The organism is Hydrogenophaga sp. FW305-3-2-15-A-LB1, assembly GCF_058787875.1.
Genome location: NZ_JBYTAE010000010.1, coordinates 23,119 through 37,478, shown reverse-complemented (window position 1 = coordinate 37,478; position 14,360 = coordinate 23,119). Strand labels below are relative to the sequence as shown.

Annotated in this window: 13 protein-coding genes; 9 read left to right on the top strand and 4 right to left on the bottom strand. The window is 64.8% G+C overall.

Going from position 1 to position 14,360, the window contains the following annotated elements:
* Positions 1–23: 23 nt before the first annotated feature.
* A complete protein-coding gene (locus AC3WPZ_RS04715; protein ID WP_444686692.1) occupies positions 24–1,703 on the top strand; it encodes an NAD+ synthase in 1,680 nt (559 codons plus the stop codon).
* Here AC3WPZ_RS04715 and AC3WPZ_RS04710 read toward each other — a convergent pair.
* Entirely contained in the window at positions 1,700–2,722 is a 1,023-nt protein-coding gene (locus tag AC3WPZ_RS04710; protein ID WP_444686691.1) for an asparaginase, read from the bottom strand. The two genes, AC3WPZ_RS04715 and AC3WPZ_RS04710, sit on opposite strands and share 4 nt — an antisense overlap.
* Positions 2,723–2,826: 104 nt before the next feature.
* On the opposite strand from AC3WPZ_RS04710, the gene AC3WPZ_RS04705 reads away from it, so the two are divergent.
* Entirely contained in the window at positions 2,827–3,165 is a 339-nt protein-coding gene (locus AC3WPZ_RS04705; protein WP_066265986.1) for a P-II family nitrogen regulator, read from the top strand.
* 18 nt (positions 3,166–3,183) lie between these two features.
* Here AC3WPZ_RS04705 and AC3WPZ_RS04700 read toward each other — a convergent pair whose 3' ends face one another.
* From AC3WPZ_RS04700 to AC3WPZ_RS04690, 3 genes are read right to left on the bottom strand one after another with little or no spacing between them, the layout of a single operon-like run.
* Positions 3,184–3,771, bottom strand: coding sequence for an LOG family protein (locus AC3WPZ_RS04700; protein ID WP_382325142.1), 588 nt, complete (start codon positions 3,769–3,771; stop codon positions 3,184–3,186).
* A gap of 19 nt (positions 3,772–3,790) precedes the next feature.
* Complete coding sequence (locus AC3WPZ_RS04695) at positions 3,791–4,180, bottom strand: diacylglycerol kinase (RefSeq protein WP_382157461.1); 390 nt, start codon at positions 4,178–4,180, stop codon at positions 3,791–3,793.
* Between the two features lie 12 nt (positions 4,181–4,192).
* Positions 4,193–4,747, bottom strand: a complete 555-nt coding sequence (locus tag AC3WPZ_RS04690) for an RDD family protein (RefSeq protein WP_444686690.1) — start codon at positions 4,745–4,747, stop codon at positions 4,193–4,195.
* 279 nt (positions 4,748–5,026) lie between these two features.
* Here AC3WPZ_RS04690 and AC3WPZ_RS04685 point away from each other — a divergent pair, with 279 nt between their 5' ends.
* The 7 genes from AC3WPZ_RS04685 (at position 5,027) to AC3WPZ_RS04655 (ending at position 14,335) form a co-directional block, all read left to right on the top strand.
* Positions 5,027–6,802: an acetolactate synthase 3 catalytic subunit gene (locus AC3WPZ_RS04685; RefSeq protein WP_444686689.1), complete on the top strand. Its 1,776-nt coding sequence runs from the start codon at positions 5,027–5,029 to the stop codon at positions 6,800–6,802.
* A 117-nt stretch (positions 6,803–6,919) separates the two neighbouring features.
* Positions 6,920–7,411, top strand: coding sequence for an acetolactate synthase small subunit (gene ilvN, locus AC3WPZ_RS04680; protein WP_291118919.1), 492 nt, complete (start codon positions 6,920–6,922; stop codon positions 7,409–7,411).
* 142 nt (positions 7,412–7,553) lie between these two features.
* The gene (gene ilvC / locus AC3WPZ_RS04675; RefSeq protein WP_291118923.1) at positions 7,554–8,570 is read left to right on the top strand and encodes a ketol-acid reductoisomerase; all 1,017 of its coding nucleotides are present in this window, start codon (positions 7,554–7,556) and stop codon (positions 8,568–8,570) included.
* Positions 8,571–8,735: 165 nt separating this feature from the next.
* Positions 8,736–9,548, top strand: a complete 813-nt coding sequence (gene pssA / locus AC3WPZ_RS04670) for a CDP-diacylglycerol--serine O-phosphatidyltransferase (RefSeq protein WP_382157467.1) — start codon at positions 8,736–8,738, stop codon at positions 9,546–9,548.
* Between the two features lie 173 nt (positions 9,549–9,721).
* Positions 9,722–11,410: a 2-isopropylmalate synthase gene (gene leuA, locus AC3WPZ_RS04665; protein WP_382325139.1), complete on the top strand. Its 1,689-nt coding sequence runs from the start codon at positions 9,722–9,724 to the stop codon at positions 11,408–11,410.
* A gap of 44 nt (positions 11,411–11,454) precedes the next feature.
* Complete coding sequence (locus AC3WPZ_RS04660; protein ID WP_382157471.1) at positions 11,455–12,996, top strand: 2-isopropylmalate synthase; 1,542 nt, start codon at positions 11,455–11,457, stop codon at positions 12,994–12,996.
* Positions 12,997–13,174: 178 nt separating this feature from the next.
* A complete protein-coding gene (locus AC3WPZ_RS04655; RefSeq protein WP_382157473.1) occupies positions 13,175–14,335 on the top strand; it encodes a serine hydrolase in 1,161 nt (386 codons plus the stop codon).
* Positions 14,336–14,360: the final 25 nt, after the last annotated feature.

Genomic DNA, 14,360 nt, shown 5'->3' with positions numbered 1-14,360 from the left:
CTCCAGCAAGGTTTCCAGACCCCATGACTCTCTCCATTTGCGTGGCCCAGCTCAACTTCGTGGTGGGCGACATGGTGGGCAACGCCCGGAAAATCGTCGACGCCGCCACCCAGGCCCATGCCCGTGGCGCGCGCCTGCTGCTCACGCCCGAGTTGGCCCTCTGCGGTTACGCGGCCGAGGACCTTTTCCTGCGGCCGGCGTTCATCGATGCGTGTGATGATGCCCTCAAAGTCATCGCGGCCGGGACCACCCACCTCAAAGGCCTGCACATCGTGGTGGGACATCCGGCGCGGGCGCCTGGGGCCACGATCGAACGGCGCGAACGCAGCGTGGCCGTGGCTTACCTGCACAACGCGGCGAGCGTGTTGCGCGAGGGCCTGGTGACCCACACCTACGCCAAGCGCGAGCTGCCCAACTACCAGGTGTTCGATGAGCGCCGCTACTTCGTGCCGGGCCACGCGCCCTGCGTGATCGAGGTGGAAGGCGTGCGCGTGGGCCTGCTGATCTGTGAAGACGCCTGGTTCGACGCCCCCGCCGCCGACGCCCGGGCCGCCGGCGCCGACCTGCTGGCCGTCATCAATGCTTCGCCGTTCCATGCCGGCAAGGGCGGCGAGCGCGAAGCCACCATGCGCGAGCGGGTGCGCTCCACCGGTCTGCCGCTGGTCTACGCGCACCTGGTGGGCGGGCAGGACGAGATCGTCTTCGAGGGGCGCAGCTTCGTGCTCGGTGCCGACGGCACCCTGGCTGGTCGCGCGGTGAGCTTCGAGGAGACGCTGTTCGATGTGGCCTTCACGCGGGATGGGGCTGGCTGGCAGATCACCGCCGAGACCGACCGCGCCCACAGCCCGGAGGCCGACCTGTGGCATGCGCTGGTGCTGGGCGTGCGCGACTACCTGGGCAAGAACGGATTCCCAGGCGCCATCCTGGGCCTGTCGGGCGGCATCGACTCGGCGCTGGTGCTGGCCATCGCGGTCGACGCGCTGGGCAAGGACCGTGTGCGCACGGTGATGATGCCGTCGCCGTACACGGCCGACATTTCCTGGATCGATGCGCGCGACATGGCTGCGCGCATGGGCGTGCGCTACGACGAGATCGCCATTGCGCCCCAGTTCGAAGCCTTCAAGGCCAGCCTGGCCAGCGAGTTCGCCGGCCTGTCCGAAGACACGACGGAAGAGAACCTGCAGGCGCGCATCCGCGGCACCCTGCTCATGGCCTTGTCCAACAAGTTCGGCAGCATCGTGCTGACCACCGGCAACAAGAGCGAGATGGCCACGGGCTATTGCACGCTGTATGGCGACATGGCCGGCGGTTTTGCCGTCATCAAGGACGTGGCCAAAACCATGGTCTTCAAGCTGGCCCGCTGGCGCAACGCGCACGATCCCTACGGCACGGGTGCGAACCCGATCCCGGAACGCATCATCACGCGCCCACCCAGCGCCGAGCTGCGACCCGATCAGAAGGACCAGGACAGCCTGCCGGAATACCCGGTCCTGGACGCGATCATCGAGCGCTACATGGAGAACGACCAGAGCCCCGAGAGCATCGTGGCCGCCGGCTTCGAGCGGGCCGACGTGGACAAGGTGGTGCGCCTGATCCGCATCAACGAATACAAGCGCCGCCAGGCACCCGTGGGCATCCGCGTGACCCACCGCAGCTTCGGCAAGGACTGGCGCTACCCGATCACCAGCAAGTACCGCGCTTAAACGCTGCGCAGCGCCAGCACCGCGCGCATCTCACCCACCTCGATGCCCGCCGCGTTCTTCAATGGCGGGGGAATCAGGCTGGCGAGGGCGGCCCGGCTGGATTCGTCGAGCCAGCCGAGTTGTTCCAGGGCCGACACGAAGGCCACCATCAACGGGGCCAACTGACCATCGCCGACTTTGGCGGCGATGCCGATGCCGCGGCTGAAACTCGCCAAGGCCTGAACGCCGTCGGCGCCGACCTTGCTCACCCAGTCGCCGCGGCCTGCCTGCATCAGGGCCAGGTCGTTGCGGCCTTGCCCGCTCACGCGTTCGGGGTGGCGGCTCATGGCGCGGGCGATGCGCTGTGGTGCCTGGCCATAGATCGGGTCGGGCTCGGCCAGCGTCAGGCGGGCAAACGCGTGCGCCAGCGAGCGCAAGGGCAGGGCGTAGTTGGGCGCGCTGCAGCCATCGGTGCCGCGCACCAGTTGGTCGACGGGCACGCCGGAAAAATGGCTCACGCTGGCCGCAATCTGCTGTTGCACCGGGTGGTCGATGTCAAGGTAGTTGCCGGACGAGGCGCCGAGCGCGTGGGCGAGCAACAGCATGCCGGTGTGCTTGCCCGAGCAGTTGTGGTGCAGCCGGGTGAAGCGCGCGCCCGGTGCCGGCGTGGCGCCCGTGGCCCCGAAGAAGAAGGGCACGTGGGTGCCGCAGGCCAGCGCCGATTCGTCTGCGCCCAGCTTGCCCAGCAGCGCGGCGACACCGTCGACGTGCAGGGATTCGCCGCTGTGGCTGGCGCAGAGCAGCGCAATGTCGGTGTCGCTCAGCCGGTAGCGCTCCGCGGCCTGGGCGATCAAGGGCATGGCCTGGAATGGCTTGAGCGAGGAGCGCGTGAACATCGGGGACGCCACATCGCCCACGGCCGCCAGCAGCCTGCCCTGCGCATCCACCACCGCCATGGAGCCATGGTGGACGTTCTCGGGATGGCCTCCCCGGTAGGCCACAGTGAGAGGAACGTGTCGGGGCAGGGCGTGTGCGGACATGGTGGCGCGCGAAGGGTTGAGCCCGCAGTGTACGAAGGTTGCGCGAAGCGTTGGGCATAATGAAATGCAGACAAGCTTTTCCCGCAACGCCCCGGAGCCTCCGAATGAAACAAATCACCGCCGTCATCAAACCGTTCAAGCTCGAGGAAGTGCGCGAGGCCCTGGCCGAGCAGGGCGTGACCGGCTTGACCGTGACCGAGGTGAAAGGATTTGGCCGGCAGAAGGGCCACACCGAGCTCTACCGCGGTGCCGAGTACGTGGTGGACTTCCTGCCCAAGGTCAAGGTGGAAGTCGTGGTCAAGACCGACGACGTCGATCGCTGTGTGGACGCGATCATCCGCGCCGCCCGCACCGGCAAGATCGGTGACGGCAAGATCTTCGTGACCTCGGTCGAGCGCGTGGTGCGCATCCGCACCGGCGAAGAGGACGAAACCGCGGTCTGAGACCCGGTTCCGGGAGGCTCAGATGGCCTCGATGCGCGGCTCGGGCGCCAGCCCGGCGGATTGCACCAGCTCTGGCAACAGGCTGGCCGGATCGCGGCCCACGCGGATCAGGTCCATCTGCCAGGCGTTCATGAACTGCTGCTCGACACCCGTGCGCAAAAAGGTTTCCAGACCGTCGTAGTAGCCACCCACGTTGAGCAGGCCCACGGGTTTGTCGTGGTAGCCCAGCTGGCGCCAGGTCCAGACCTCGAAGAATTCCTCGAACGTGCCGATGCCGCCCGGCAAGGCGACGAAGGCATCGGCGCGTTCGGCCATCATGCGCTTGCGCTCGTGCATGGTGTCCACCACGTGCAGCTCGGTGCAGCCGTGGTGCGCCCATTCCTTTTCCACCAGTGCCTTCGGGATGATGCCCACCACGCGGCCCCCGGCGGCGAGCGTGGCTTCTGCGACCACGCCCATCAGGCCGTTGCGGCCACCCCCGTAGACGAGTTGGCCGCCCCGGCTGCCGATCCATTCGCCCACGGCGCGGGCGGTGTCGGTGAAGGCTGGGTGCGCGCCGGGGCGCGAGCCGCAGTAGACGCAGAGGGAGAAGGTGGGAGAAGTCATGAGGGTGAGGAAAAAATGGTCAGGCCCAGCGGGTCCACAGGGCGGCGATCCAGATGCCGGCGCACAGCAGCAGGCTCAGCAGCACCGCCGCGCTGCCCATGTCCTTGGCGCGTTTGGACAGGTCGTGCCACTCGGGGCCGATGCGGTCAATAGCGGTTTCGATGCCGGTGTTGAGGAGTTCGACCACCATCACCAGCAACACCGAGGCGGCGAGCAGGGCTGTCTCGACCCAGTTTCGGCCGAGCCAGAACGCTGCGGGGATCATCACCAGGGCGGCCAGGGCTTCCTGGCGAAAAGCCGTTTCGCCCCAGCCGGCGCGCAGGCCGGCCAGGGAATAGCGGAACGCATGAGCCATGCGCGTGAGGCCGGTGCGGCGCTTCTGGGCGTCAACGGGTTCTTGGTTGTTCATTGGAGACTGGTTTCAGCGCTTGGCACGTGGCGGTGTTGGGGGCGGGGCCTGGTGCACGAGGCGGGTGCCGGCGAGCGCATCGTGCAGAAACTGGCGCTGCGGATGGAAGCGCGAGAGCAGGGCCCAGACGACGATCCAGCCGCACAGCAGCACCGCCAACTCGCCCCCAGGCAAGCCCATGAGGCCAGAGACCGCCAGCGGTGGCAGCAACCACAGCCAGGACAGCAGGTAGCGCAGCAGGGCGCGAGCCTGGGTGAGCGCGCGCCCATGGCGGTCCACGACGCGGATGTGCCAGGTCTTCATGGCCAGCGTCTGGCCCTTGGCCCAGAACCAGGCGAAGTAGATGCCGAACACCACGAACAGGAAAGCCTGCTGGGCATGCCGGTTGTCCAGGGCGTGCCGGGTTTGGGTGAGCGTGGAAAACAGGTAACCGGCGAGGAACACGACGCCGAACATCAGCATGCCCTCATACAGCCAGCAGGCCATGCGGCGGCGCAGCGAGGGCGCCATCAGGTTGGGTTCGGCGCTGGAAGGGGGCGTCGTCGAGGCAGGCGGGGAAGCAGGCATGAGGCAGGCGGCGGGCGCGAAGGCGGCAAGGAAGACGGGAATTGTCGCATTGCGGCACATGCAGGCGCCTTTTTGGGGCGGCTTCTGACGCCCCGGCTGGAAAAACCTTGTTGCAGTGCGATAATGCCGGCTGCAATTCAAAACAAGGCAAACGGATCAGGGTCCGGCGGGGTATGTGCCCGCTCATGGCCATTGGTCTCAAGTCTCGAAACCGCTCCACAAGAGTGGGTCAAGAGGCACCCAAGGTTTTTCGTCAGAGAAATTCTCGAAAGGTTCATCATGGAAATCAGCAAGGCCGAACTGGCCTCGGCTGCCGCCGCCAAAGGCGCAGCCCCTCAAGACCTCCGCGGCGCAGAAATCCTCATCAAGGCCCTCCAGGCCGAAGGTGTGAAGTACGTCTGGGGCTACCCCGGCGGTGCTGTGCTGCACATCTACGACGCTTTCTACAAGCAGAACACGATCCAGCATGTGCTGGTGCGCCATGAGCAGGCCGCCGTGCACGCGGCCGACGGCTACGCGCGCGCCACCGGTGACGTGGGCGTGGCCCTGGTCACCTCCGGGCCGGGCGTGACCAATGCCATCACGGGCATCGCCACGGCCTACATGGACAGCATCCCCATGGTCATCGTGACCGGTCAGGTGCCCACCGCCGCGATCGGCCTGGACGCCTTCCAGGAGTGCGACACCGTGGGCATCACCCGCCCCATCGTCAAGCACAACTTCCTGGTCAAGGACGCGCGCGACATGGCGATGGTCATGAAGAAGGCCTTCCACATCGCCCGAAGCGGCCGGCCCGGCCCGGTGGTGGTGGACATCCCGAAGGACGTGTCCTTCAACAAGGTGCCCTACAACGGCTACCCCGACTCGGTGGAGATGCGTTCCTACAACCCGGTGCGCAAGGGCCATGGCGGCCAGATCCGCAAGGCGCTTCAACTGCTGATGACGGCCAAGCGGCCCTACATCTACACCGGTGGCGGCGTGTTGCTGGGCAACGCCACCAACGAGCTGCGCACGCTGGTGGACATGCTAGGCTATCCGGTCACCAACACGCTGATGGGCCTGGGCGCCTACCCGGCTTCCGACCGCAAGTTCCTGGGCATGCTGGGCATGCACGGCACGATCGAGGCCAACAACGCCATGCAGAACTGCGACGTGCTGCTGGCCGTGGGTGCACGTTTCGACGACCGAGTGATCGGCAACCCCAAGCACTTCGCGCAGAACGAACGCAAGATCATCCACATCGACATCGACCCGTCGAGCATCTCCAAGCGCGTCAAGGTCGACATTCCCATCGTGGGCGACGTCAAGGACGTGCTGACCGAGCTGATCAGCATGGTGCGCGAGAGCACCGCGCGGCCCGATGACAAGGCCCTGGCCGAGTGGTGGAAGACCATCGAGACCTGGCGTGCGCGCGACTGCCTGAAGTACGACCGTGGCAACAAGGACGTGATCAAGCCGCAGTACGTGCTGGAAACGCTGTGGAACATGACCAAGGATGCCGACACCTACATCACGTCGGACGTGGGGCAGCACCAGATGTGGGCGGCCCAGTACTATCGCTTCGACGAGCCGCGCCGCTGGATCAACTCCGGTGGCCTGGGCACCATGGGTGTGGGCATTCCCTATGCCATGGGCATCAAGCTGGCCAAGCCCGACAGCGAGGTGTTCTGCGTGACGGGTGAAGGCTCGGTGCAGATGTGCATCCAGGAGCTGTCCACCTGCCTGCAGTACAACACGCCCATCAAGGTCGTGGCCTTGAACAACCGCTACCTGGGCATGGTCCGTCAGTGGCAGGAGATCGACTATGAAGGTCGCTACAGCCACAGCTACATGGACGCGTTGCCGAACTTCGTCAAGCTTGCCGAGGCCTATGGCCACGTGGGCATGCTGATCGAGCGTCCCGAGGACGTCGAACCGGCGTTGCGCGAAGCGCGCAAGCTCAAGGACCGCACGGTCTTCATGGACTTCCGCACCGACCCCACTGAGAACGTGTTCCCGATGGTTCAGGCCGGCAAGGGCATCACCGAGATGCTGCTGGGTTCCGAAGACCTGTAATCCCCGAAGCGAGGCGGCGAAAAGCCTTCGCCGCTTCATCCCCTCAGACGAATCTATTGTCCGCCAAGCCTGCGCATTACCGTGCGCAGGGGAGGGCGGCGAAAAGAGGAATCGCACATGAAACACATCATCGCTGTCCTGCTGGAAAACGAACCCGGCGCCCTCTCGCGCGTGGTGGGCCTGTTCTCGGCCCGTGGCTACAACATCGAATCGCTCACGGTGGCGCCCACCGAGGACCCCAGCCTCTCGCGCATGACGATCCAGACCACAGGGTCGGACGACGTCATCGAGCAAATCACCAAGCACCTGAACCGCCTCATCGAGGTCGTCAAGGTGGTCGACCTCACCGAGGGGGCCTACACCGAGCGCGAGCTCATGATGGTGAAGGTCCGCGCGGTGGGCAAGGAGCGCGAGGAAATGAAGCGCATGGCCGACATCTTCCGCGGCCGCATCATCGATGTGACCGAGAAGAGCTACACCATCGAACTCACCGGCGACCAGGGCAAGAACGACGCCTTCCTGGAGGCGATCGATCGCTCGTCCATTCTGGAGACCGTGCGCACGGGCGCCAGCGGCATCGGCCGGGGTGAGAGAATCCTGCGCGTCTGACTGTTTCGGGGCTCAGCCATTTGCCCGTTCGCGCTGAGCCTGTCGAAGCCCGGGCCCGCCTTTGTGGCGGGCCGGGGTACCGAGAGCCCTTCGACAGGCTCGCGAAGAACGGCACAACCCATCAAATCCATTGGAGCAAAGCATGAAAGTTTTCTACGACAAAGACTGTGACCTGTCCCTGATCAAGGGCAAGACCGTGGCCATCATCGGCTACGGCAGCCAGGGCCACGCACACGCACAGAACCTCAACGACAGCGGCGTGAAGGTCGTGGTTGGCCTGCGCAAGGGCGGTGCTTCCTGGGACAAGGTCGGCAAGGCCGGCCTGAACGTCCTGGAAGTGAACGAGGCGGTCAAGGCCGCCGACGTGGTCATGATCCTTCTGCCCGACGAGCAGATCGGCGAGGTCTACAAGAACAACGTCGAACCCAACATCAAGCAAGGCGGCTCGCTGGCCTTCGCCCACGGTTTCAACGTGCACTACAACCAGGTCGTGCCCCGCGCGGATCTGGACGTGTGGATGGTGGCGCCAAAGGCCCCCGGCCACACCGTGCGCAACACCTACACCCAGGGTGGCGGCGTGCCTCACCTCGTGGCTGTGCACCAGGACAAGAGCGGCAAGGCGCGTGATCTGGCGCTGAGCTACGCCATGGCCAACGGTGGCGGCAAGGCCGGCATCATCGAGACCAACTTCAAGGAAGAGACCGAGACCGACCTGTTCGGTGAACAGGCCGTGCTGTGCGGCGGTGCCGTCGAGCTGATCAAGATGGGCTACGAAACCCTGGTCGAAGCCGGCTACGCGCCCGAGATGGCCTACTTCGAATGCCTGCACGAGCTCAAGCTCATCGTGGACCTGATCTACGAAGGCGGCATCGCCAACATGAACTACTCGATCTCGAACAACGCCGAATATGGCGAGTACGTGACCGGTCCGGAAGTGATCAACGAGCAGTCGCGCGTGGCCATGCGCAACGCGCTCAAGCGCATCCAGAACGGCGACTACGCCAAGATGTTCATTCAGGAAGGCCGCCTGAACTACCCGTCGATGACGGCTCGCCGCCGCAACACCGCCGACCACAGCATCGAAGTGGTGGGTGCCCAGCTGCGCGCCATGATGCCCTGGATCGCCAAGAACAAGCTGGTGGACCAGACCCGCAACTGATCGTCCAGCCGCGCCGCCTGCCGGCGCGCATCGACCGCAAAGGCCACTTCGGTGGCCTTTGTCGTCTTTTCCTACAGACACACTGCTTTACACTGGGGCATTCTGTGCAGGAGGTCTGCTCCAGGAACCGAGGGTTTCTGGGCGCAGCGACGCACGGAGGCCCGAATGCACGACGGAACCGAAACCACTATGACGCCAAGCGACGAACGCCCCAGGCGCCCCAAGGGCATCTACATGGTGCCCAACATGATCACGCTTGCGGCCCTGTTCGGCGGCTTCTACTCGGTCGTCATGGCCATGAACGGCCGCTACGATCTGGCCACCGTGGGCATCTTCGTGGCCATGGTGCTGGACAGCCTGGATGGCCGCGTCGCGCGCCTCACGAACACGCAGAGCGCGTTCGGTGAGCAGATGGACTCGCTGTCCGACATGGTGTCCTTTGGTGCGGCCCCGGCGCTCATCGCCTACGAATGGACCTTGCGCGACATCGGCCGCTGGGGCTGGATCGCGGCCTTCGTGTACTGCGCGTGTGCGGCCTTGAGGCTGGCGCGTTTCAACGTCAACACCGCCGTGGTCGACAAGCGCTATTTCCAGGGCCTGCCGTCTCCCGCAGCCGCCGCGTTGGTGGCGGGGTTCATCTGGCTCATGACCGAGTTGGAGATTCCCGCGCAGGACGTGACCTGGCCCATGTTCGTCATCACGCTCTACACGGGCCTGACCATGGTGACCAACGTGCCTTTCTACAGCTTCAAGGACCTGAGCCTGAAGAAGAGCGTGCCGTTCGCGGCCATCGTGCTGGTGGCCCTGGGCATCGCGGTCATCAACATCCACCCACCGACCGTGCTGTTCGCGCTCTTCGTCGTGTACGGGCTGTCCGGGTATGCGGTGTACTTCTGGCGCAAGGCCAAGGGCCGACCGACCAGCGTGATCAGCACCTCCACCGACGAGCCCGACGAGCGCGGCCTGCACGACGATTGAGCTTTGTGATACAGTTTGAGCCATGATTTTTCGCGCTTTCGCCCTACTACTGGATGTCCGACACGGGCAGGCTTGGTAGCGCACGCGCATTCCATTCAAAACGGCCCGTTTGCACCTGCAGCGGGCCGTTTGTGTTTTGGGGCTGCGGGTTTCAGTAACATCGAAAGAGCACCATGTTGAAACACCCTGCCAGCAAGTACCCTGCCTTCAAGCCGATCGGTCTCAAGGACCGCACCTGGCCCGACGCCGTCCTCACCCAGGCCCCCATCTGGCTGAGCACCGACCTGCGCGACGGCAACCAGGCCCTGATCGAGCCCATGGATGTGGAGCGCAAGCTGCGCATGTTCGAGTTGCTGGTGAAGATCGGCTTCAAGGAGATCGAGGTCGGATTCCCATCGGCTTCGCAGACCGAATTCGATTTCCTGCGTCGCCTGATTGACGAGCGCCTCATTCCCGAGGACGTCACCATCCAGGTGCTGACCCAGGCGCGCGAACCGCTGATCCGGCGCACCTTCGAGGCCTTGCAGGGCGCGCCGCGCGCCATCGTGCATCTCTACAACGCCGTGGCCCCCGTCATGCGGCGCGTGGTGCTTGGCATGAACGAAGACGAGATCGTCGAACTGGCCACCTCACAGGCCCGCCTTTTCAGCGAGCTCGCCGCCTTGCAGCCTGCCACTCAGTGGACTTTCCAGTACTCGCCCGAAATGTTCTCCGGCACCGAGCTCGCCTTCTCCAAGCGCGTGGTGGATGCCGTCACCGAGGTCTGGCAGCCGACGGCCGAACACAAGTGCATCATCAACCTGCCGTCCACGGTGGAGCACAGCACGCCCAACATCTTTGCCGACATGATCGAGTGGATGCACCGCCATCTCGCGCGGCGCGATGCGATCGTGCTGTCCGTGCATCCGCACAACGACCGCGGCACCGGAACGGCTGCGGGTGAGTTCGCCTTGATGGCGGGCGCCGATCGCATCGAAGGCTGTCTGTTCGGCAACGGCGAGCGCACTGGCAACCTCGATCTGGTCAACGTGGCGCTCAACCTCTACACACAAGGTGTCTCGCCCGGCCTGGACTTCTCCGACATCGACGAGATCCGACGCACCGTCGAGCACTGCAACCAGTTGCCGGTGCACCCACGCCATCCTTACGTAGGCGATCTGGTCTACACCTCGTTCTCCGGCTCTCACCAGGACGCGATCCGCAAGGCATTTGCCGCGCGCCGGGAAGACGACGCCTGGAACATCCCCTACCTGCCTGTGGACCCCAAGGATCTGGGGCGCAGCTATGAGGCTGTGATCCGCGTCAACAGCCAGTCAGGCAAAGGCGGCATCGCCTACCTGCTGGAAAACGAATACGGCCTGGAATTGCCGCGCCGCTTGCAGATCGAGTTCAGCCAGGTGGTGCAGGAGGTCATGGATGCCAACGGCAAGGAGCTGGCCGCCGCCGACCTGTGGGACATCTTCGAGCGCGAGTACGGCCTGTCCCAGGCCCGCGCGCCGCTGCAGCCCGTGATGGAGGACATCTCGGGCCAGAGCGTGCGCGTGGCGGCCCAGGTGGAGATCGGCGGTGAGCCGGTGGTGGTGGACGGGCAGGGCAACGGCCCCATCGACGCCTTCGTCAACGGCCTCAACGCAGCGATCGACCGCCAGGTGCGGGTGCTTGACTACCACGAGCACGCCATCGGCTCGGGCGCGCAGGCGCGCGCAGTGGCCTATGTGGAGATGCGCATCGACGAGACGCGCACGGTGTTCGGGGTGGGCATCGACGCCAACATTGTCTCTGCGTCCTTCAAGGCCATCCTGTCCGGCCTGCACCGGGTGACGAGGCCCCACACCAGCGAATCCGAAGCCCAGGCGGTCTGATCCCGACCTGGGTGGATAAAAACAACTTTGAATGGAGTTTCCCCATGAGCGACAAACTGATCATTTTCGACACCACCCTGCGCGACGGTGAGCAATCGCCCGGTGCGTCCATGACCAAGGACGAGAAGCTGCGCATTGCGCGCCAGCTGGAGCGCCTGAAGGTGGATGTGATCGAGGCCGGCTTTGCGGCCAGCTCGAACGGGGACTTCGACTGCGTGCAGGCCATCGCCAACACCATCAAGGAGTCCACGGTGTGCTCGCTGGCGCGGGCCAACGACCGGGACATCGCGCGGGCTGCGGAAGCCCTCAAGGGCGCTCAGCGCGCGCGCATCCACACCTTCATCGCAACCAGTGCCCTGCACATGGAGAAGAAGCTGCGCATGACGCCCGAGCAGGTGCTGGAGCAGGCAGTGCAATCGGTGCGCTTCGCCCGCAACCTGGTGGACGACATCGAGTTCAGCCCGGAAGACGGCTACCGCAGCGACGTTGATTTCCTCTGCCGCGTGCTGGAGGCCGTGATCAAGGAAGGCGCGACGACGCTGAACATCCCGGACACGGTGGGCTACGCGATCCCGGAGCTCTACGGCGATTTCATCCGCACGCTGCGCGAGCGCGTGCCCAACTCCGACAAGGCCATCTGGTCAGTGCATTGCCACAACGACCTCGGCATGGCCGTGGCGAACTCGCTGGCCGGCGTGAAGATCGGTGGCGCGCGCCAGGTGGAGTGCACCATCAACGGCCTGGGCGAGCGCGCGGGCAACTGCTCGCTGGAAGAGATCGTGATGGCGGTGCGCACACGGCGCGACTACTTCGGCCTGGACGTGGGCGTGGACGCCACGCAGATCGTGCCGGCCAGCCGCATGGTGAGCCAGACCACCGGGTTCGTGGTGCAGCCCAACAAGGCGGTGGTGGGTGCCAACGCGTTTGCCCATGCCAGCGGGATTCACCAGGACGGCGTTCTCAAGGCGCGCGACACCTATGAAATCATGCGCGCGGAGGACGTGGGCTGGAGTGCCAACAAGATCGTGCTGGGCAAGCTCAGCGGCCGCAATGCGTTCAAGCAGCGCTTGCAGGATCTGGGCATCGAGATGGAGTCCGAGAGCGAGATCAACACCGCGTTTGCGGCGTTCAAGGAACTGGCCGACCGCAAGAGCGAGATCTTCGACGAGGACATCCTGGCCCTGTGCAGCGACGAAAGCGTGACCGCCGAGAAGGAGCAGTACGGCCTGGTCTCGCTGAAGCAGCGCAGCGAGACCGGCGAGCGCCCGCACGCCAGCGTGGTGTTCACCGTGGACGGCAAGGAAATTCAGGGCGAGAGCGACGGCAACGGCCCCGTGGACGCGTCCCTGAAAGCGATCGAGAACCACGTGAAGAGCGGCGCCGAGTTGCTGCTGTATTCGGTCAACGCCATCACCAGCGGTTCCACCGAGAGCCAGGGTGAGGTGACGGTGCGCCTTCAACACGGTGGCCGCGTCGTCAACGGCGTGGGTGCCGACCCAGACATCGTCGTGGCCTCGGCCAAGGCGTACCTGAGTGCCTTGAACAAACTGCACAGCAAATCGGACCGGGTCGCCGCGCAGGGATAAAACCCCAATGAAATCAAAGGCTTGATGAATTGTGTTTCGTGAGACGCAGAAAAGACACCAAAAGTAGCACTTGTTCTACCGATCACTGAAGACAGTTTCCCAAGCTTTTGATATTGCTAGTTTTTTTCCGAATGCCTATACTTCACCCCTGCGCAGTTCCTGTTGCTGGAGTGGAGTCATGGTCATCGGCGTCGATCGTTTTCGCAAAATTTTGCTGGTTGCGGCTGTTGCCGGTTGGGTAGCGCTTTCCTTCGCGCCCTTGCAAGCCCAGGCCGCCAGCAACGCGAAAACCGCCAAGAAGACGGTGACGGCCAAGGCCACTCCCAAGCGCACGGTGGCCACCTCCAAGAAGGCCCAACCCAAGGTGGCGCAGGCCCCGGCACGCAAGACCGTTCGCGTGGCCAGCAAGCCCCAGGGCCGTGTGAAGGTTCAGATGGCGGCGGGCAAGACGACCTCGCTGCACAAGGTGGCCGTTCAACGCAAACCCGCAGCCACCCAGGCGGTGATGCGCGCGGCCGTGGCGCCCCGTCTTTCCGAAGGCTCGCGCCTGGGCCTGCGTTCGATGGACGATCCGCTCGAACTCAATTCCAGCGTGGCCCTGGTGATCGATCAGGAAACCAACGAAGTGCTGTTCAGCAAGAACGACGCGGCCGTGCTGCCGATCGCCTCGCTGACCAAGCTCATGACCGGCCTGGTGGTGGCAGACGCCCACCTGAACATGCAGGAAATGATCACCATCACGCAGGACGACGTGGACACCTACAAGGGCAGCAGTTCGCGCCTGGCCGTGGGCACCACGCTCAGCCGTGGCGAGCTGATGCACCTGGCGCTGATGTCCAGCGAAAACCGGGCCGCCCATGCACTCGGTCGCACCTACCCGGGCGGTCTTGCCGAGTTCGTGCGCCTGATGAACAAGAAGGCGCTGGAACTGGGCATGGCGGACACCCGTTACGTCGAGCCCACCGGCCTGTCCAGCTCCAACCAGTCGAGCGCGCGCGATCTCGCGACCCTGGTGTCCGTGGCCTACCAGCGCCCCATCCTGCGCGATTTGTCCACGTCGCCCAGTTACGAGGTCGACCTCGGTCGTCGCACGCTGCACTACAACAACTCGAATGGCCTGATCAAGAACCCGTCGTGGGACATCGGCCTTCAGAAGACGGGCTACATCTCCGAAGCCGGCCGTTGCCTCGTCATGCAGGCCAAGGTGGCGGGCCGCCAGTTGATCATGGTGTTTCTGGACGCCACGGGCAAAGTGGGGCGCATGCAGGACGCCGAACGCGTGCGGCGCTGGGTCGAAGTGCAGACCGATGCGCGCGTGATGCCTCGCCCTCAAGGCTGACCCTTTCCCAGCCCCCATGAAAAAC